The sequence below is a fragment of the Stenotrophomonas sp. MH181796 genome (genome assembly GCF_009659995.1).
Classification (GTDB): domain Bacteria; phylum Pseudomonadota; class Gammaproteobacteria; order Xanthomonadales; family Xanthomonadaceae; genus Stenotrophomonas; species Stenotrophomonas riyadhensis.
This window is the reverse complement of sequence record NZ_RAHU01000003.1, coordinates 98,500-117,581: the sequence shown is the minus strand read 5'-3', so window position 1 is coordinate 117,581 and position 19,082 is coordinate 98,500. Positions and strand designations below refer to the sequence as shown.

General features: G+C 66.7%; 19 protein-coding genes. 14 read left to right on the top strand and 5 right to left on the bottom strand.

All coding sequences use genetic code 11. The features are described 5' to 3' along the window. Positions 1–114: 114 nt before the first annotated feature. The 10 genes from D5301_RS07960 (at position 115) to D5301_RS07915 (ending at position 8,649) form a co-directional block, all read left to right on the top strand. Entirely contained in the window at positions 115–882 is a 768-nt protein-coding gene (locus D5301_RS07960; protein ID WP_153855315.1) for a hypothetical protein, read from the top strand. Positions 883–963: 81 nt separating this feature from the next. Continuing rightward, positions 964–1,914, top strand: a complete 951-nt coding sequence (locus D5301_RS07955; protein WP_153855314.1) for an acyl-CoA desaturase — start codon at positions 964–966, stop codon at positions 1,912–1,914. Position 1,915: 1 nt separating this feature from the next. Continuing rightward, positions 1,916–3,193 carry an FAD-dependent oxidoreductase gene (locus D5301_RS07950; protein WP_153855313.1) on the top strand — a complete coding sequence of 426 codons (1,278 nt, stop codon included), beginning with the start codon at positions 1,916–1,918 and terminating at the stop codon, positions 3,191–3,193. After that, the gene (locus tag D5301_RS07945) at positions 3,190–3,957 is read left to right on the top strand and encodes a DUF1365 domain-containing protein (RefSeq protein WP_110712283.1); all 768 of its coding nucleotides are present in this window, start codon (positions 3,190–3,192) and stop codon (positions 3,955–3,957) included. Before D5301_RS07950 ends, D5301_RS07945 begins: the two co-directional genes overlap by 4 nt. Next, entirely contained in the window at positions 3,954–5,213 is a 1,260-nt protein-coding gene (locus tag D5301_RS07940; protein ID WP_153855312.1) for a cyclopropane-fatty-acyl-phospholipid synthase family protein, read from the top strand. Before D5301_RS07945 ends, D5301_RS07940 begins: the two co-directional genes overlap by 4 nt. Before the next feature lies 1 nt (position 5,214). Continuing rightward, entirely contained in the window at positions 5,215–5,760 is a 546-nt protein-coding gene (locus D5301_RS07935; RefSeq protein ID WP_153855311.1) for a DUF2878 domain-containing protein, read from the top strand. Continuing rightward, the gene (locus D5301_RS07930) at positions 5,757–6,542 is read left to right on the top strand and encodes a DUF1295 domain-containing protein (RefSeq protein ID WP_153855310.1); all 786 of its coding nucleotides are present in this window, start codon (positions 5,757–5,759) and stop codon (positions 6,540–6,542) included. The genes D5301_RS07935 and D5301_RS07930 overlap by 4 nt, the downstream gene beginning before the upstream one ends. Continuing rightward, on the top strand, positions 6,539–7,612 hold the full coding sequence (locus D5301_RS07925; protein ID WP_153855309.1) for a class I SAM-dependent methyltransferase: 1,074 nt from the start codon (positions 6,539–6,541) through the stop codon (positions 7,610–7,612). The genes D5301_RS07930 and D5301_RS07925 overlap by 4 nt, the downstream gene beginning before the upstream one ends. Before the next feature lie 8 nt (positions 7,613–7,620). Continuing rightward, positions 7,621–8,154 (top strand): lipocalin family protein, encoded by a 534-nt coding sequence (locus tag D5301_RS07920; RefSeq protein ID WP_153855308.1) that lies wholly within the window; start codon positions 7,621–7,623, stop codon positions 8,152–8,154. 123 nt (positions 8,155–8,277) lie between these two features. Continuing rightward, positions 8,278–8,649, top strand: coding sequence for a response regulator (locus tag D5301_RS07915; protein WP_110712277.1), 372 nt, complete (start codon positions 8,278–8,280; stop codon positions 8,647–8,649). Between the two features lie 16 nt (positions 8,650–8,665). On the opposite strand, the gene D5301_RS07910 is transcribed toward D5301_RS07915, so the two are convergent. From D5301_RS07910 to D5301_RS07900, 3 genes are all read right to left on the bottom strand, one after another. After that, complete coding sequence (locus D5301_RS07910; RefSeq protein WP_153855307.1) at positions 8,666–9,856, bottom strand: aminotransferase class V-fold PLP-dependent enzyme; 1,191 nt, start codon at positions 9,854–9,856, stop codon at positions 8,666–8,668. Positions 9,857–9,945: 89 nt separating this feature from the next. Next, positions 9,946–11,160 carry an FtsX-like permease family protein gene (locus tag D5301_RS07905; protein WP_153855306.1) on the bottom strand — a complete coding sequence of 405 codons (1,215 nt, stop codon included), beginning with the start codon at positions 11,158–11,160 and terminating at the stop codon, positions 9,946–9,948. Positions 11,161–11,171: 11 nt separating this feature from the next. Beyond that, positions 11,172–12,491: an ABC transporter permease gene (locus D5301_RS07900; protein ID WP_153855305.1), complete on the bottom strand. Its 1,320-nt coding sequence runs from the start codon at positions 12,489–12,491 to the stop codon at positions 11,172–11,174. Between the two features lie 86 nt (positions 12,492–12,577). Between D5301_RS07900 and D5301_RS07895 the strand changes: the two genes are divergently transcribed. After that, a complete protein-coding gene (locus D5301_RS07895; RefSeq protein ID WP_153855304.1) occupies positions 12,578–13,183 on the top strand; it encodes a GNAT family N-acetyltransferase in 606 nt (201 codons plus the stop codon). Here D5301_RS07895 and D5301_RS07890 read toward each other — a convergent pair. Continuing rightward, a complete protein-coding gene (locus tag D5301_RS07890) occupies positions 13,093–14,565 on the bottom strand; it encodes a serine hydrolase domain-containing protein (RefSeq protein ID WP_194936618.1) in 1,473 nt (490 codons plus the stop codon). The two genes, D5301_RS07895 and D5301_RS07890, sit on opposite strands and share 91 nt — an antisense overlap. Before the next feature lie 42 nt (positions 14,566–14,607). On the opposite strand from D5301_RS07890, the gene D5301_RS07885 reads away from it, so the two are divergent. The 3 genes from D5301_RS07885 (at position 14,608) to D5301_RS07875 (ending at position 18,318) form a co-directional block, all read left to right on the top strand. Further along, complete coding sequence (locus D5301_RS07885) at positions 14,608–15,204, top strand: helix-turn-helix domain-containing protein (protein WP_153855302.1); 597 nt, start codon at positions 14,608–14,610, stop codon at positions 15,202–15,204. A 163-nt stretch (positions 15,205–15,367) separates the two neighbouring features. After that, positions 15,368–15,994 carry a response regulator transcription factor gene (locus D5301_RS07880; RefSeq protein WP_153855301.1) on the top strand — a complete coding sequence of 209 codons (627 nt, stop codon included), beginning with the start codon at positions 15,368–15,370 and terminating at the stop codon, positions 15,992–15,994. Continuing rightward, entirely contained in the window at positions 15,991–18,318 is a 2,328-nt protein-coding gene (locus tag D5301_RS07875) for an ATP-binding protein (protein ID WP_324187287.1), read from the top strand. Before D5301_RS07880 ends, D5301_RS07875 begins: the two co-directional genes overlap by 4 nt. Here the strand turns inward: D5301_RS07875 and D5301_RS07870 are convergent, their stop codons facing one another. Further along, complete coding sequence (locus D5301_RS07870) at positions 18,319–19,074, bottom strand: SapC family protein (protein WP_071227413.1); 756 nt, start codon at positions 19,072–19,074, stop codon at positions 18,319–18,321. Between the last annotated feature and the right edge of the window lie 8 nt (positions 19,075–19,082).

Here is a 19,082-nt window from a genome sequence, read left to right as displayed (position 1 = left end):
GTGAAGGTCTGACCCCTGTACGCGCGAAGGCCGCAATTGGATGCAGGCGACGTAGCGCATCCAACCGGCCATCCCCGCCGTATGACCTGGGCCCTCCCCTTCCGGATGAACACCATGCGCACTGCCTGGCTGCTGCTGTGCCTGCCCCATGCTGCGCTGGCGGCACCCTGGCTGCGAAGTGAAGGCGTGGCCACCTCCGCGCAGGGCGACATCCTCTACCGTGAAGTGCACTGGCGGCGCGAAGCAACGGAGGGTGCCGAGCGCTGGGTGCTGTACCAGTGCCCGGATGGCCAGCCCTTCGCCCGCAAGCACTTGCCAGCCAGCGCCCGCCCGCAGGCACGGGGCTATTCGCTGCAGGATCGCCGCAGCGGCCAGACCGCCGAAGTCGACGCAGCTGGCGACTCGGTGTCGATTGCCTGGAAGGAGGATGCCGCCAGCCTGCTGCGTCGACGCCGGCTTGAACTGCCACCGGACGCGGTCATCGATGCGGGATTCGACGCTGCCGTACGCCTGCACTGGCCGACGCTGCTGCGGGGCGAGCGCATCACGCTGCCATTCCTGGTGCCGGCACGTCAGCGCTACTTCCCGGTGCAGGTGCGACGCACCGGCCCGGTTCGCTGGCAGGGCATCGACGCCCAGGCAATCGAAGTCAGCCTGGACACCTGGTACGGCGGCATCGCACCGCGCCTGTCACTGGTCTATGCCAACGGCGACCGTCGCCTGCTGGAGTTCCGCGGCACCAGCAACCTGCGCGACACCCGCGGCAGCTATCCGCCGGTGACCGTGCGCTTCAGCTCGCCACCAGCCGAGCGAACGGCAGGCGACTGGCAACAGGCGTGGGCGCACCCCCTGGTGGAGCGTTGCGTCGTGATGCCCAGGTGAAGTGGAAATTTACTGCGCCGTGGCGCATCCATTGCGCATCCTGCTGCGTAAAGGAAGACACGACACCCGCCGAGATCCGCCATGGCCTCTGTAGCGCCCCTTCCCCGTCGACGCTGGCGCCTGCTGCGCACGCTGCAGCGCTGGTTCGATACCGGCAACGCCGCAGAGGCCACCGGCGAGCGGCCGGGGCGCATCGACTGGGTGCGAGCCGTGCCGTTCGCGCTGATGCATGTCGCCTGCCTGGCGGTGATCTGGGTCGGTGCCTCATGGACGGCCATGGTGGTTGCTGCGGCATTGTATGCAGTGCGTATGTTCGCGATCACCGCGTTCTACCACCGCTACTTCTCACACCGCACCTTCCAGGCATCGCGACCGGTGCAGTTCGTGTTCGCGGTGATCGGCGCCTCCAGCGTACAGCGCGGACCGCTGTGGTGGGCCGCCCATCATCGCCACCACCATCGGCACGCCGACCAGCCGCTGGACCCGCACTCCCCACGTGAAGGCGGTTTCTGGCGCAGCCACATGGGCTGGTTCCTGACCCGTGAGGCCTTTGCCACCGATCTGTCGCGGGTACCGGACCTGGCGCGCTTCCCCGAACTGCGCTGGCTGGACCGTTTCGATACGGCCGTACCGGTACTGCTGGCCGCAGCGCTGTATGCATTGGGCGCCGGGTTGGAGCGCTGGGCACCGGGCCTGCACACCTCCGGCCCACAGCTGCTGGTGTGGGGCTTCTTCATCTCCACCATCGTGCTGTTCCATGCCACGGTCACCATCAACTCGCTGGCGCACCGCTTCGGCCGCCGCCGTTTCGAGACCCGCGATGACAGTCGCAACAACCTCTGGCTGGCGCTGCTCACCTTCGGCGAAGGCTGGCACAACAACCACCACTTCTTCCCGGGCACCGTCCGCCAGGGCTTCCGCTGGTGGGAAGTCGACCTGACCTGGTATGGGCTGCGCGCGTTGGCGGCGCTGGGGCTGGTCAAAGGACTCAAGCCCATTCCCGAGTGGGTGCTGGCCAAGGCGAGGTACTGACATGCGCATCGCAATCATCGGCTCGGGCATTGCCGGACTGGCCAGCGCCTGGTGGCTGGACGGCGAACACGACGTCACGCTGTACGAGGCCAACGACTATCTGGGCGGTCATACCCACACCCATGACGTGGAGGTGGATGGCCAGCGCATGGCGGTGGACACCGGCTTCATCGTGTTCAATCCGCTCCACTACCCCTTGCTGAGCGCGCTGTTCGACGAGCTGGGCGTGGCGTCGAAGCCGACCACGATGAGCTTTTCCATGCACAGCGAGCGCAGCGGCGTGGAGTACAACGCGACCTCGCTGGATGGCCTGTTCTGCCAGCGCCGCAACCTGGTGTCACCGCGGTTCTGGGGCATGCTGGCCGACCTGCGCCGGTTCTACCGCGATGCCCCCCTGTTGCTGGCAGAAGACGAGGGCCCAACGCTGGGGCAGTACCTGCGCAGCCAGCGCTACGGCGATGCCTTCATCGACGAGCACCTGTTGCCGATGGCCTCCGCGTTGTGGTCGTCCCCGACGGCTACGGTGATGGACTTCCCGGCGCGCTATCTGGCCCAGTTCATGGCCAACCACCAGATGCTGCAGATGACCGGGCGTGCGCCATGGCGGGTGGTGAGCGGCGGATCGGCGCGCTATGTCGATGCCCTGCGCGCCCGCTGGCGGGTGCATGAGCGGCTGGAGTGCCCGGTGCAGTCGGTCGAGCGCATGCCCTGGGGCGCGCGCGTGCACAGCGCGGCCGGCGTGGAAGGCTTCGATGAGGTCATCCTGGCCTGCCACAGCGACCAGGCCCTGGCGCTGCTGCGTGACGCCGACCCCATCGAGCGCGACGTGCTCGGCGCCATCCGCTATCAAACCAATGAAGCGGTGCTGCACACCGATGCGTCATTGCTGCCGCGCAACCGCAAGGCGTGGGCGGCATGGAACGCCCATGTGCCCCGCGATCCTGCCGCGCCGTGCACGGTCAGCTACTGCATGAACCTGCTGCAGGACCTGCCCGGCAACACGCCCCTGGTGGTAACGCTCAACCGCAGCGCGGCGATCGACCCCGGCAAGGTGCTGCGCACCCTGCGCTACGCCCACCCGGTGCACGACCATGCCGCAGTGCGCGCGCAACAGCGCTGGGCCGAGCTGCAGGGCCGACGCCACACCTGGTTCGCGGGCGCCTATTGGGGCTGGGGCTTCCATGAGGACGGCATCCTCAGCGCCCGCCGGGTGGTGGATGCGCTGCGCACCTGCAAACCGCACCGCGTCATGGCGGCTCCCGGCGAGGTGGCCGCATGAGCGCCAGTGCACTCTACTTCGGGCAGGTGATGCACCGCCGGCACCTCCCGCACCCGCATGCGTTCCGCTATCCGATCGCACAGCTGCTGCTCGACCTGGATGAACTCGACAGCGTGTTCGCCGGGCGCTGGCTGTGGTCGATCAATCGCCGCAACCTGGCCGAGTTCCGTCGCAGCGATTACTTCGGCGATCCCGCGCGGCCTTTGGCCGATGCAGTGCGCGACCACGCTGCATCCACCCTCGGCTACCGGCCCACCGGCCCGGTCCGCCTGCTCACCCATCTCCGCTTCGCCGGGCATGTGTTCAACCCGGTCAGCTTCTACTACTGCTATCGGGCCGATGGCAGCACGCTGGACTGCATCGTCGCCGAGATCACCAACACGCCCTGGAAGGAGCGGCATGCCTACGTGCTGCCAGTCGCGACGGCCACGCACGAAGGCACCTCGCTGCGCTGGCGGTTCGACAAGTGCTTCCATGTCTCGCCCTTCATGCCGATGGATTGCCATTACGACTGGCGGTTCAACTGCCCTGATGGGGATCTGCGCGTGCACATGCAGGTCTGGCGCCACGGCACGCGCCAGTTTGATGCCACCCAGGTCATGCAACGGCACGCCCTGGATGGCCGCGGGCTGGCACGCGTCCTTGCCTGCTATCCACTGATGACCACCCAAGTGGTGGCCGCCATCCACTGGCACGCGTTGCGGCTGTGGCTGAAACGCAATCCCGTGCACGACCACCCCACCCTTGCCGAGAAACCGCGATGAACTCGATGACTCCTTCGGTCGCGCTGCCGCGCCCCGGCGCATTGGATGCCTTCCTGCGCCGCCGCCTGCTGGCCCAGCTGGCCCCGATGCGCGACGGTCGCCTGTGCGTGCGCGACGCGCTGGGCGAAGTGTGGTTGGGCGATGCCCGCGGCGAACTGCATGTCACCGTCACCATCGATGACCCGGCGTTCTATCGCAAGGTGGCGGCACAAGGCAGCGTCGGCGCCGGCGAAAGCTACATCCACGGCGAATGGCGCTGTGACGACCAGGTCGCACTTATACGCCTGCTGGTGCGCAATCGCGATCTGCTCGACAGCATGGAACACGGCCCGGCCCGAGTGGGCGGCTGGCTGTTGCGTGGCTGGAACCGCCTGCGCCGCAACAGCCGTGAAGGCAGCCGCCGCAACATCGCCGCGCACTATGACCTCGGCAACGATTTCTTCGCCCTGTTCCTGTCGCCGGATCTGATGTACTCCTCGGCCCTGTTCGCCGAAGACGGCGAGTCGCTGGAGTCCGCCTCGCACCGCAAGCTGGACCGCATCTGCCAGCAACTGCAACTCAAGCCGGGCGACCGTGTGGTGGAGATCGGTACCGGTTGGGGCGGTTTTGCGCTGCACGCGGCACAGCACTATGGCTGCCACGTCACCACCACCACCATCTCCGCCGAGCAGCATGCGCTGGCCACCGAGCGCGTCCGCATCGCCGGCCTGCAGGACAAGGTCACGCTGCTGATGCAGGACTATCGCGACCTGCAGGGTCAGTACGACAAGCTGGTCTCGATCGAGATGATCGAAGCCATCGGCGCGGAATACCTGGACACCTACATGGCCACGCTGCAGCGACTGCTGAAGCCGGATGGCGTGGCCCTGCTGCAGGCGATCACCATTGAAGATCACCGTTACGAACAGGCACGGCGCAGCGTCGACTACATCAAGCGCTATGTATTTCCGGGCAGCTTCATTCCATCGATCAACGCGATCATGGCCGCCAAGACCCGCTCCAGTGACCTGCAGCTGGTCGCCCAGCAGGATTTCGGCCACTCCTACGCACTGACCCTGCGCGCGTGGCGCCAACGCTTCCTTGCCCAGCTGCCCGCCGTGCAGGCGCAGGGCTTTGACGCGCGCTTCTGCCGGATGTGGGAGTTCTACCTGGCCTATTGCGAGGGCGGCTTCCTGGAGCGTTCGATCGGCGTTTCGCATCTGCTGCTGGCGCGCCCAGGGCATCGTCCCGCTGGCGCATCGGGTCAAGGCGGCTGAGATGCGCCGGTTCTGGGCCAATCTGCTTGGCAACCAGCTGGTCTGGCTGTGCGCCGTGGCCGGCGCCGGGCGCGGCTTGCAATGGCCGGCGCTGCTGGCAGCATCGCTCTACATCGGCAGCCAGCTGCTGACCTCGCCGCAGCCGCGGCTGGATCTTCGGCTGATGCTGTTGGCGCTGGCCTGCGCGTGGCTGGTCGACGCCAGTGCCGCCGCCAGCGGCGCCGTGTGCTACGCTGCTGCCCCGCTGGGCTGGGCGCCGCCGCCCTGGATCATGGCGTTGTGGGCCGCGTTTGCGATGACGCTGACCACCTCGATGCGCTTCCTGCTGCGCCACCCTGCCCTACCAGCCCTGTTCGGCCTGCTGCTGGCCCCGCTGGCGTATCTCTCCGCAGCGCGCGGTTTCGATGCGGTTCGATTCACTGCGCCACTGTGGCAGGGCCTGCTGGTGCTGGGTGTGGGCTGGAGCATCGCGCTTTCGCTGCTGTGCATGGCCGCTCGTCGCGGCTCCAGCACCATTCCGCCGCCCTTGGCCGGAGCACCGTCATGATCAATCTGTTGTGGGTCCTGCTGTATGCCGTGCTGGTGATGAGCTGGGGCTGGGCCTGGCAGCGCCGCCACCGCAACATCGGCGTGGTCGACGTGCTCTGGGCCAAGGGCGTGGGCGCATCTGCGCTGCTGCTGGCACTGCTGGGCGCTGGCGCGCTGATGCCACGGCTGTCACTGGGGCTGCTGGGCGGGTTGTGGGGCAGCCGCCTGGCCGTGCATCTCTGGCACCGCGTCCGTCACGAAGACGAGGACGGACGCTACCGCTATCTGCGCGAACACTGGCACGGCCATCAGGGAAAGATCTTCGGCTTCTTCATGGCCCAGGCCCTGCTGATCGTCCTGTTCGCCCTGCCCTTCGTCGCGGTGGCCGCCAACCCACGACCGGGACTGTCGCCGTGGGTGCTGGCGGGTGCAGCGGCCTGGCTGCTCAGCGTGGGCGGCGAAGCGCTCGCCGACCGCCAGCTGGCCCGGTTCCGCGCCGACCCGTTGAACAAGGGCCGCACCTGCCGCGATGGCCTCTGGCGCTGTTCGCGGCACCCCAACTACTTCTTCGAATGGCTGCACTGGTTCAGCTACGTGCTGTTGGCGGTGGGCTCGCCGCTGTGGTGGCTGGCCTGGGCCGGACCGCTGTTGATGTACGTGTTCCTGCGCTACCTCAGCGGCATCCCGTTCACCGAAAAGCAGGCCCTGCGCAGCCGGGGCGAGGACTACCGCGCCTACCAGCGCAGCACACCGATGTTCTTCCCCTGGTTTCCCCGCCCTTCCAAGGACCATTCCACATGAACGCCATTCCGTCACAGAACCTGGCTGAGGAGACCGAGACCGGGCTGATCGCCTGGGCCGAGCGTGGCCTGGTTCCCGATGCGGCGCTGCGGGCAGGCATCCGCCGCCTGTGTGCGCAACGCCTGCATGAGGAGTCCGAAGGCGGCATCAAGGGGCAGTCGGCCCGCTTCCGCGAGCGCATCGCCGAGCTGGCCGACAGCCCGCTGGCGCTGCATGTCGACGCGGCCAACCGGCAGCACTATGAAGTGCCGGCAGCCTTCTTCCAGGCCTGCCTGGGCAAGCGTCTGAAGTACAGCAGCTGCTACTACCCCACCGGCCGGGAAACCCTGGACCAGGCCGAGGAAGCCATGCTAGAGCTGTACGGCCAGCGTGCCGCCCTGGCAAACGGCCAACAGATTCTTGAACTCGGCTGTGGCTGGGGCTCACTGACGTTGTGGATGGCCGAACGCTATCCGCAGGCGCATATCACCGCCGTTTCCAATTCGCACAGCCAACGCCAGTACATCATGGCGCAATGCCAGGCGCGCGGCCTGGGCAATGTCGAGGTACTGACCCGCGACGTCAACGAACTTGAACTGCCGACGGCACGGTTCGACCGCTGTGTGTCGGTGGAGATGTTCGAGCACGTACGCAACTACGAACGCTTGCTGGCAGGCATTGCACGGTGGCTGAAGCCGGATGGCGCGCTGTTCGTGCACATCTTCGCCCACCGCACGCTGATGTATCCGTTCGAGACCGGCGGCGGTGACAACTGGATGGGCCGCCACTTCTTCACCGGCGGCCTGATGCCCGCTGCCGACACCCTGCTGCACTTCCAGCGCGACCTGCAGCTGCAGCAGCGCTGGTTGCTGGATGGCACCCACTACCAGCGCACCGCAGATCACTGGCTGGCCAACCAGGATGCAGCGCGCGGGGACGTGATGCCCATCCTGGTCGCCACATATGGCCAGGCTGCCGCAAAGATCTGGTGGCAGCGCTGGCGCATGTTCTGGATGGCCTGTGCCGAGCTGTTCGGCTACGACGATGGCCAGCAGTGGCTGGTGGCCCACTACCTGTTCCGTCCCCGTTGAGGTGCCACATGCGCATGTTCTCGCTGCTCCCCCTGCTCGCGGTCGGCCTGTTCGGGTCCGGCTGCAGCGCGAGTGACACCCGCCCCTTGCCGCGTCCATCCGCGGTGGACGTGCCGCGTTTCATGGGCGACTGGTATGTGATCGCACACATTCCCTCACGGCCCGAGCGCGAGGCCTTCGACGCCGTGGAAAGTTACGCGCTGCGACCGGATGGGCGCATCCAGACCACCTTCACCTATCGCAAGGGCAGCTTCGACGCCCCGCAGAAGTCGATGCATCCGATCGGCCGGGTAGAGAAGGAAGGAAACGGCGCCGTCTGGGGCATGCAGTTCATCTGGCCGATCCAGGCCGAATACATCATTGCCTGGCTCGACGAAGACTACCGCCAGACCATCGTGGCGCGCAGCAAGCGTGACTACGTCTGGTACATGGCACGTACGCCACGGGTCTCGGAAAGCGACTACCAGCAGGCAGTGCAGCGCATTGCGGCGATGGGCTATGACACCCACAAGCTGCGGCGCGTGCCGCAGTCGGTGCGATGACGTCTTCGCTGGAAACCGGTGAACGCAGGCGGCATTTCGCGCCAACCTGACGCGGCGCATCCACGGCGTTGATGTGCCGCTGCGCACACTGCGTTACCCCACCGCAAGACAGGCACCTCCGGCATGCATCCCCTATCCCATCCGCGCACCTGCAACCTGTTGCTGGTGGAGGATCAGTTCGACCTGGCCGCCTTGATGGAACAGGCACTACAGGACGGGGGCAGCCAGGTGACACACGCCTACAGCGTGTTCGACGCGATGGGACTGCTCGACACCCAGCACTTCGATGGCGCCGTGCTGGATGTGGAGCTGCGTGACGGCGTGGTGTTTCCGGTTGCCGACCGCCTGGCCGACCTCGGCATTCCCTATCTGTTCGTTTCAGCAGTCTATGACCAGCTCGTTCCGGCGCGGCATCGCCGCGCGCCGTTCGTGGCCAAGCCGTTCCATCTCGACATGCTGCAGCAGGCGGTGCATCGCACCGTAACCGGGCATTGAACGTCCGTGCTCCGGATCAGTCGAGCGTGCCCAGCAGCCACGCCACGCAGCGCCTGACATCCTCGGCGTCATGCCAGCAATGGAATGCGACGCGCAGATAACCCAACCGGACGCTGCTGTGGATGCCCTGCGCCTCTGCTGTCGCCAGCAGGCGCGCCAACCGATCCTCCGGAAGCGCGAAACAGAGCGTCGGGCCCAGGCGATCCTGTTCGAGCAGCGCCATCAGTCGCGCAGCTTCCGCACGCCACGTCCCGTCACCCTGCGCCAATTGATCGAGCAGCTGCCGCTGCAGCGATGCCACATGCGCCTGGATGGCGGCCACACCGCCACAGTCCAGCAGCAGCTGCAGTGATGAGGCAAGTGCCTCGCACGACAGGATCGAAGGACTGCCCGCTTCCAGCCGCCGTCCGTCCGTGGCCCAGAGGTCGGCCGCGGGCGCCGGGTCCGAAGTCTGCGAGAACTCCTCGGGCCCGGAGAGCCAGGTTCCCAGCGGAACCAGCTTCTGGCGGAACCCGGGCTCGGTCCAAAGGAAGCCCTGCCCCTGCAGGCCCAGCAGGCCCTTGTGGCCCCCGGTCGCCAGCGCGCTCACGCCCGTCAGTTCGAGCGTTGTCGTGCCGGCACCCTGGATCGCATCAACCACAAGATCGACACCCGCGCCGCGACACGCCGCTCCCAGTTTCTGCAGATCCAGTTTGATTCCATCCTGGAAGCGCACCCAGGAGGCGGCGATCATCCGGGTGCGCGGCGTGATCGCTTCGATCAGCCGATCTTCCGGCGCATCCCGTGCGGTCGGGCGCTGGCCTGGCTGCCACAGGTCGACCTCCCGGCACCGCACGCCGCGTCGGGACAACGCCAGCCACGGCAGGCGGTTGCTGGGGAACTCGCCTGCCGGAATCAGGATCTCGTCACCGGCCTGCCAGGGGTAACCGAACGCAACGGCCTCCAGGCCGGACGAGGTGCAGGTCATCAGGCTGATGTCCGCAGCGTCAACGGCCAGCAGCGTCGCAGCGGCATGCCGCAACCTGCGCTGGACATCCAGGAAGTCCTCCTCCCAGCGCAACTCCCACGGCCGCAGCTGCACCCCCATCAATGCCTGCACCGCATCCGCGGATGCCCGCGGCAGCGGCCCGTCCTTGCAATGGGAAAGCCACAGCACATCGCGTGGCATATCGAACGCGGCAGGATCAAGCAGGGAGGCGGTAGTCATAGGGAGAACGGCAGCATCTGCGGGAGACACCCATCATGCGGGGCGTGCCCGCAGGCACGTCAAGCGCCCTGAGCATGCAGCACCGGAAATCAGGCAGACCGGATGGCCTGCACGGGCATGATCGCGGACGCCCTCAATGCAGGTGCCAGGACCGCCACCTGCCCCAGCAGCCACAGCGCCAGCGCACTGATCGGCAGGTACGCCAGTGGAAGCCGGGGCAGTTCGTAGAACCGCATCAGACCGAGGTTGAATGCATAGGCCAGCAACGCGCCAACTACGACACCCAGGCTCACGACCAGGAAGTTCTCCAGCTGGAAGTAGCGCAGGATGTCGCGGCGTGTAGCACCCAGCGCACGGCGGATGCCGATCTGCCTGCGCCGCTGCTCTACCCAGTAGCTGGCCAGGCCGACAATGCCCAGCGCGGTGGCTCCCAGCAGCGCGACGATCACGCCCGCCAGCAGCGCCATCATCAACCTGGCGCCATGGAAATAGTCCGCGCGCAGCTCGGCGACGGTGCGGCTGGCGGCCTGGTCGAATACCACGTCGGGGGCCACTGCTGCCACCGCCCGCTGTGCGTCGGCCATGACCCGCGGCAGCGCTTCGGGCGCGGCCCGCACCAGGTAGCGCCCCGCCAACTGCGGACCTGGCTTGGCCGGCATCAGCACGGACCAATCATTGCCCAGCGCCTCCCCTCCACCTGGCTGTGACACAGCCAGGTGCTCGACCACGCCGATAACGGTGAAACGGCTGTCCATCGACCACAGGCTGCGCCCCACTGCCGGCTCCCCGGGCCAGTAACGCTCTGCCAGCTGCCGCGTCACCAGGATCGGCGCATTGGCGGGCACGTACTGCCCGATCGGCGCGTACTCGGCGGCATCCGGCAGGCGTCCGGCCAACAGCTTCAGGCCCAGCGCCCGGATCGCCACCGCATCACCCAGGTAGAAATCGAGGACCCCGCCGAAGACGTTGCCGCTCTCATCGGTATGGACACCCGCGCGGACACCCGGCTCACCGAACGGAACGGCGCTGATGATGCCGACCGACGTTACGCCCGGAATCGCCTGCAGTGCACCGGTCACACGGGCATTGAGGTCAGCGGCCTGCGCGGCATCGAATCCGGAGAGCTGCACAATGCCCAGCGACGACTCGGCCAGGCCACTGTCCAGGTTCAGTGCACGCCCCTTCTCGGTGAGCATGAAGATGGCATTGCACAGCACGGCGCAGGCCAGCGCGATCTCCAATGCAATCAACAGGGTGGCCAGCCGGTGCTTGCGCAGCGCTGCGATGATCAGTCCGGTTTGCATGATCGTGTCCTCTACAGCAGCTTGAGCTGCGCCACGGGCTGGATCGAACTCGCGCGATAGGCGGGAATCGCGCCTGCCACCAGGCTGGCCAGCAGGGAAAGACCGAAGGTGGCCATGAACATGGCCGGGTCCAGATGGATCAGGTCCGCGTAGGCAACCGGCTGGGTGCGGATCACCCACAGGCCCAGCAAGGTCAGCAGCAGCCCGCCCAACCCTCCGGCGACACCGATCAGCCCGGCTTCCAGCATGCATTGCATGAACACCGCACGCCGGCTGGCACCCAGTGCGCGCCGCAGGCCGATTTCTCCGCCGTGGCGCAGGAAGCGCGCCAGCAGCAGCCCGACCACATTGGCCAGGCAGACCATCAGGAACGCAAAGGACAGCACCGTCTGTACCTTCACGTCACTCGGCACTACCTGGTTGAAGTCCAGCCACGCCATCAACGAGCGGAGCCGGGTATTGTCGGCGTGCCGGATGCGCCCCAGACGCTGCTGTTCGCCGGCGTAGTTGGCCAGATAGCGACGATAGCCGGCCACCTTCTCCGGGCTGCCCAGTTCCACCCAGACCGCGACCGCCACGCAGGGCGAGTTCTGCAGCACACCCGGCTTATCGGGCATTGCCCAGCAGGTAAAGGGCTGGAAGTCGCCTTCGTTGATATCCAGGCTGGTCGACATCGGCAGATAGATGTCATCGGCCGCGGCGTAGAAACTTGACGTCTCGCCACCCGAGAACCGCCCTCCCCTGATCTTGTAGAACAAGGGAGAGGGCCGCCAGTGATCCAGCACGCCGATCACCTGCACATGGGTATCCTTGACCCGGAGGGTCTGGCCGATACTGTCGCGGCCCCCGAACAGGCGCTGGTTCAACCGGGCCGAGATGACCGCGACGCGGCCGCGACGCTGGTCATCGTCAGCCGTCCAGGCGCGGCCATACTGGAAGGGCACCTCGAACATGGGGAAGAAGTCCGCCGTGGTCGAGATCGAAGATCCCATCAGCGGCGCCGTCCCGGCCAGGTCCGAACGGAGCTTCACCGGATTGACCACCACCATGGTCTGCCGGTCTGCCTGGCCGGATGACCAGAGATCGTGCGCGGTCCGATAGTCGAGTACGTCGTGTGGTTCGCGTCCTTTCGATCCAGGATCGACGTCCACCTGCGGGTAGAAGATCCGATCACTCCGGCCAGGCAGCGGATCCCCGGAAAGCAGGTGGGTGACGGTCAGCGTGGTCATGCTGGCGCCGATCCCCACGGCAACCGCCAGCACCATCAGTGCGGTAATGATCGTGTTGCGCCTGGCGTTGTGCAGCGCCAGCTTCAGGTAATAGCCCATCATGGAAGGTGCATCCCCCTGCGTCCGTCATGCTCCATGCAGATACGATGCAGGGGTTGCCAGAAAGGTTTAAACGGATGAGGCGGACGATGGACGGGCACTTCGACAGTACAGACCTGCCAGGCAGTGATGGCTTTGGGATTCGGGCCCTGCTCGCCGATGACCTGGATCTGATCTGCGCCCACCGCGAGGCGATGTTCCGCGAGAGTGGCCGCCCAGCAGACGTGCTGGAGCAGATGGCCGGTCCTTTCCGTGCCTGGCTCGCGCCGCGCCTGGCCTCCGGCGACTATTTCGGATTTGCCCTCACGGACCTGGGGCGCCCCATCGCGGGCATCGGCCTGATGCTGATCGACTGGCCGCCCCACCCTGCCCACCCGGAGCAGGACAGCCGTGGCTATGTGTTGAACGTCTACGTCGAGCCGGCCTATCGCCGGCGTGGGATCGCCCGCACGCTGATGTCATGGGCCGACCGTGCTTTCGCCGAACGCGGCGTCACCTATGCGGTGCTGCACGCCACCGAACAGGGAAGGCCGCTGTACGCCGATCTGGGCTGGGCGCCGACCCGCGAAATGGCCCGCACCCTGGACGCAGCCGCTCCCGGCAGTCAATCCAGCGCGAACCCTGCAACCTTGCCTTCTTCGTCGGGGCGGATCATGTACGGCATGAAGACGCCCGGCCCAAAGGTTGCCACGTAGCGGTACATCGTGCCCCTCTCGCTGGCCTGGGTACCTTTGAAGATCAGGGTGGCCGGCTTCCCGTAGGGCGCGACCGCCTTCGATAGCCCGGCGCCCATCCCCGCCTCCAGCCTTGCACGCAGGTTCGCACTGAAATCCGCATAGCCGTGCCCGGCCTGCAATTGTTCAAACGTCGCACGCGCACGCGCGGTCACTGCGACCTCTTCGCCAGGCGCAGGCCGGCTCCAGGCAGCGACGATGGCGGGATGAAGCGCACTGAAGACCGCATTGGTCAGCGTGACCCCGGCCTCCGGCGCCTTGTCCCCAAGATTGGTGAAGGCAATGATGCGCAGCCCAAAATCGGGAAAATACTCGTCGGCGGTGGTGAACCCCTGCGAACCACCGGTATGGCCGATCCGGGCCTGGCCGTAGACCGCATTGACGAACAACCCCAGCCCATAGTCGGCGCTGCCACCCTCACCGGTGTGCACCGGCGTGATCATTTCACGGTAGCCAGCCTGGCTGACCACGCGACCCTCGCTCAGGCCGTGGTCCCAGCGCGCGAGGTCGTCCAGCGTACTGACCAGGGCGCCGGCAGCACCGCTCCAGTCCGGGTGGAAGTAAGGTGATCGGCGCAGGACGCCCGCCTCGTGCCGATACCCCACCGCCATGCCTTGCAGTCGCCCCGTGTCGGCCAGGGTGAAGGTATGCCGCATGCCCAGCGGCTCCAGCAGGTGCCGTCGCACGTAGTCGACGTAACGCTCGCCAGATACCACCTCGATGACCCGGCCGAGCAGGATGTATCCGGTATTGGAGTACGACCAGCGGCTGCCCGGCGCGAAATCGAGAGGGCGATCGCTGATACGCGCGATCAGCCGATCAAACGCAATGGGCTGCGTCACCAGGGCATCGACCTCCCGTTCGGGCCCGTCGAAATAGTCATGCAGGCCGCTGGTATGGGACAGCAGCTGGCGCAGGGTCACCTCGTGCGCATGCGGGGCGTCTGGCAGGTACCTGGCAAGTGGATCATCCAGCGTGAGCCTGCCGGCCTCCTGCAGCTGCACGACCGCAGCGGCGGTGAACTGCTTGGTGATCGAGCCGATCTCGAAGGGCGTGTCGGCACGCACCGCCAGCCCCCGCGCCAGGTCGCGCTGGCCATAGGCCTTCGCGTGGACCAGGCGCCCGTCCTGGAGGACCATCACCGCCGCACCAGGAACATTGAAGCGACGCATGACCTGGCCGACGCCACTGTCGATGCCTTGGATCACGGCCGCATCCAGTGTGCTGTCCGCCCTGCCCGAAACATCGCTACGTACCACTTCCATGGCAACAGCGGGCCTGCTGCTGCCCATCATTGCCAACAGCAGGCCACCCAGGGCAATCCAGATACGTGCCGTGCGCATTTCCGAGCCCATATAATTTAAATTTGAACTATAGTTTGAATTATGAATTCCTCCACCGCAAGCCGCCCCAGTCCGGCAGCGCTCAAGCTGACACCCACCCAGCTTGCCGCGATGGCCTCCCCCGCACGGATGGCGATACTGCAGCGCCTGGACGCAGAGGGTCCGGCGAGCATCCGCGAGCTTGCCGAGCGCCTGGGCCGCCCGGCCACAGCGCTCTACCACCATCTGGCGCACCTGGAGAAGCATGGCCTGGTACGCATCACCGAACACCGCGACACCGGCCGCCGGCCCGAAGCGGTTTACGCGGCGGCCTCAGCACAGCTGTCCTCCCGCGACGCGGTGCGCACCCCGTCCGGCCGGCGCAGTCTCGTTCGCGTGGCGACACGCGTCGTCGCCGCCACCCTGCGCGCCTTCGCCTCGGCCGCCGCCCATGCCGCCGCCCGCTTTGAAGGACCGCACCGCAACTGCGTGGTCAGGCACCTGTCCTTCCGCGCCGACGATGCGCGCCTCGCCCGCATCAACGCATTGATCGACGAGCTTGAGGCCACCGGGCTCGACGCCGGCACACAGGGCGACACCATGCTGTTGACCGTCCTGATGGCACCTGCCACACACAAGCCGCGCGGAACACCGACCTGACCGGCTCGTCCATCGCCCTCATCAATGAATATTGCCCAGTTCAATTTTCATTGATGATCGATTCTTAGGAATAATCGCAAAAACCCTGCAGATTGAATGATCAGCGGGGCGTCAGCGCCAGAATGATCGCCACGCCTCTGCGGCGCCGATCACCTCCCTGCGCATGAATGGACATCCCGCACCGCGCCGACTGCGCCTGGCACTCCTGGACGACCATGAAGTCGTCCGCCGTGGCACCGGCCTGCACCTGTCACAGGACGCCCGCTTCAGGATCATCGCCAGCCACGGGCACAGTGACGCCTTCATCCAGACCCTGCAGAAGACGCGGGTGGATGTCGCGATCATCGATCTGACACTGGCCCGCGACGATCGCAGCAGCGCGGAGCTGATCCCCCTGCTGCGCAGCGCATTCCCACGCACGCCACTGCTTGCCTTCGCCACCCTCTCCCCCGCCACCCATCTCCATCACCTGCTGGAGGCCGGCATCAGCGGTATCGTCAGCAAGGCCGAGCCACTGCCCATGCTGTCCGAAGCGATCATTCGTGTGTCGCAGGGGCTCGAGCGCCTGCCACCCGACCGCACCATTCCGGCAGACTGCGGTGAGCTCAGCCGCAACGAGCGCGAAGTGCTGAACCTGCTGCTGGCTGGCCTGACCGTCTCCGAGATCGCGCTGCACCGTCACCGCAGCGTCAAGACCGTCAGCACGCAGAAGATCGCCGTCCTGCGCAAGCTCGGGCTGCGCAACGATGCCGAAATCTATGCCATGCGGCGCCCACAGGACGCCCCGTGACGCGGCGCGACCACCCTCGCCGGCAGGGCTCCCTCCTCCTGCTGCTGGCCCTGCTTCTGCTGCCGGCCGCTTCGGCCGAGGACGCGCAGTCACAACGATGGCTGCCCGGTCGCGAGGTCCGCGTCGCGACCGCACCCTCGCTGCGCCCATTGCCCTCAGACCTTGCGGGCACGGCGCCGCTGCCCACCCTCGCCCACGGCTACGCCGATCTCGTGGCGCGACATTCCGGACTCCAGTTCAAGGAGCACCCCTATCCCAGCACCGGCACATCGGTGAGCGCCGTATGCCGTGGCGACGCCGACCTGGTACTGGTGGTCGGGGCGGCCAGGCATCTGCCGCCGTCCTGCCCCCATCTGGTGGCCTCTGCCCCTTTCCGAGGTGGCAGGACCATGCTGGCCGGCCGCGTGGATGAGCGCTTGCCGCATGACATCGCGCAACTGGATGGCCGAACGGTTGCGGTGGTCAGCGGCGGGCCCTATGCCGGATGGCTGGCCGCCCATCATCCGCAGGTTCCACTGCTGTTCCTGCCTGACCGGCATGCCACATTGGCCGCGGTCGAGGCGGGCATGGCCGATGTCGCGATAGGCGTGGAGACCACTCTGCAACCGATGATCCGGCAGTACTTCGCCGGCCAGCTGCAGGTGCAGCCATTCGAGATCGGGCTCTCCACCGACCTGCGCCTGCTGGTACGCCACGAGGACCGGCAACTGCTGGCACGCATCGACCAGGCCCTGCAGGACATCACACTGGAAGAGCATGCCGGCCTGCTGCAGCTCTGGGCCTGGCAGATACTGCCGGCTCCGGTGGGAAAGGCGCTGGACTGGCTGCGCACGCCGCCCCCGATCTGGCTGTTGGCAGTGCTGGCACTGCTGGCCGGCCTTCCCGTGTTCTGGCTTTCGCTGCACCAGCAACACGGACGTGAGCGGCGCAAGCAGACACGCGCAGCGGGTGTGATCAGCCACGAGATACGCAATTCGGCCCAGGTGGTGCTGGCCTCGATCGACCTGCTCAGTCAATCGCCCGCGCCCAAGGCGCAACGCGAACTGCTTGCCGCCGCCAAAGCCGCAGGCCATGCGCTGCGCGGCATGTTGAATCGCTCACTGGAGTTCGCGCGCTTGGCCGAAGGGGGATTCACGCCCCGCGCACAGGCCTGCGATGTGTTCCTGCTCTGCCGCCAATCGTTGGACGCAGTCCGCCCACAGGCACTGCTGAAAGGACTCGAACTGCGCTTCGAAGGCACGCCGGACCAGGCATCCGCCGTCGCTCTCGACCCCGAGGGACTGCGCCAGATTGTCGACAACCTGCTGGCCAACGCAGTGAAGTTCACCGATATCGGCGGGATCGATCTGCGTGTACAGCTGAGACCAGTCGCCGATCCCCAGGAGCTGCTGCTCGATGTGATCGACAGCGGCATCGGCATCGATGCCCGCCAGGCTGCACGATTGTTCCAGCCGTTCCAGCAAGGCAAGGACGGGCAGGCGCGCGGCGGCAGCGGATTGGGCCTGGCGATCGCCCGCGAACTGGCCCACGCCATGCGTGGCACGCTGACACTGCACAGTGTGCCGGGTCGCGGCAGCCGGTTTACCCTGCGCTTGCCGGTGCAGGCTGCAAGATCCGACTTGCCGCCAGCGGAACAGACACTCCTCGGCCTTCCGCTTGCCGGCCTGGATCTGTTGCTGGTCGAAGATCACGCGATGAATCGCCAGATCATCGCCGAACAACTGCGCCGCCTTGGGGCCGAGGTCCGCGCCCTGGCCGACGCTGACGATGCCCTTGCCGAGCAGGCGCAGACCCCGCGACGGATCGTGCTGGTGGACATCGGCTTGCAGGGCATGGATGGCTACGCGCTGGCGCAGCAACTGCGCAACCAGCCCGGGGAACCGCCGCGACTGATTGCGCTGTCAGCCCGGACAGGACGCAGGCACGCGACGCGTTGCCGCAACGCAGGCTTCCATGCAGTCCTGGCCAAGCCCCTGCAGATCGGACAACTGCTGCAGGCACTGGAGCTGCCGCCAGCGCCAGGGGCTACGATCGTCGACACCGTCGTGCCGCTGGATCAGGCCTACCTGGCCGACATCAACGGCGAGCTGCTGGGCATCGAGCAGGCCGTAGAGGACTACGATGCCACGGCGCTGCGTCATCATGCACATCGCCTGCAGGGTACGCTGCAATTCTGTTGCGCAACCGATGAGGCCGGAATCGCGTCCGACCTGTGGGCGCTGGGAAACGACGCCGCACCCGACTGGGCCGATGTGCGGCGCTTGCTGCAGCTGCTGCAGCACTGGCATGGCTCCCGCATTGCGGACGCCATGCGCTCTGACTGATCAGGCCGCCAGACGCTCGACCTGGCGACGGGTCAGGTCGTTGAAACGCCCCAGCGACATCAGGTGCTGGTGGATCAGGGCCAGCCAGCCGCTGCGGTGCCACTCGATCACGGTCGCTTCCGGCAGTGCCACGAACTTCTCCACGTCCACGACCTGGAAGCCGTTGAGGTTGAATTCGCGGCCATCCGGGGTACGCACGGTGGCGTTGCGCTCGACCAGCAGGCCGTTGTCGATCAGCGCCTTGGAGAAGGCCTGGGTCTGTTCGTGCTCGCGGGTGTACTGGCCGCAGAACTCCAACGCCTGCTGCACCATGTCGGTGGCCTTGCCATCGACGAACAGCGGCTGGCCTTCGTCACCACCCTTGACCACGCGCGCGCTCTCTTCGTCGATGCCCAGCAGGAAGTCGTTCTCCGCGCCGGTGTCGATGAAGATGAAGGGGTGACGACGCAGGTAGGCCGGGATATAGGCCTCGTCTTCCCACAGGCCGTCCTTGATGAACAGGTTCTGGTCGGACACGCCCACGGCAGCCATCGGCACCGCGGTCGGGCCAGCGAACAGGATCGGGAAGTGATGCAGCGCCAGCGAGAACTCGCCGAGCACCAGCGGGATGGCGTTGTTGCCGGCAGCAAACTCGAGCCTGCCCGGCAGGATGCGCAGATCGGCGTGCACATCGGCCTGCAGCGGCACCGGACGGGTGTAGAACAGGGGGGCGCTGCTCGGCGCCGCTTCGGTGGTGGTGTCGCTGGTGGTGGTCATCTTGGGAA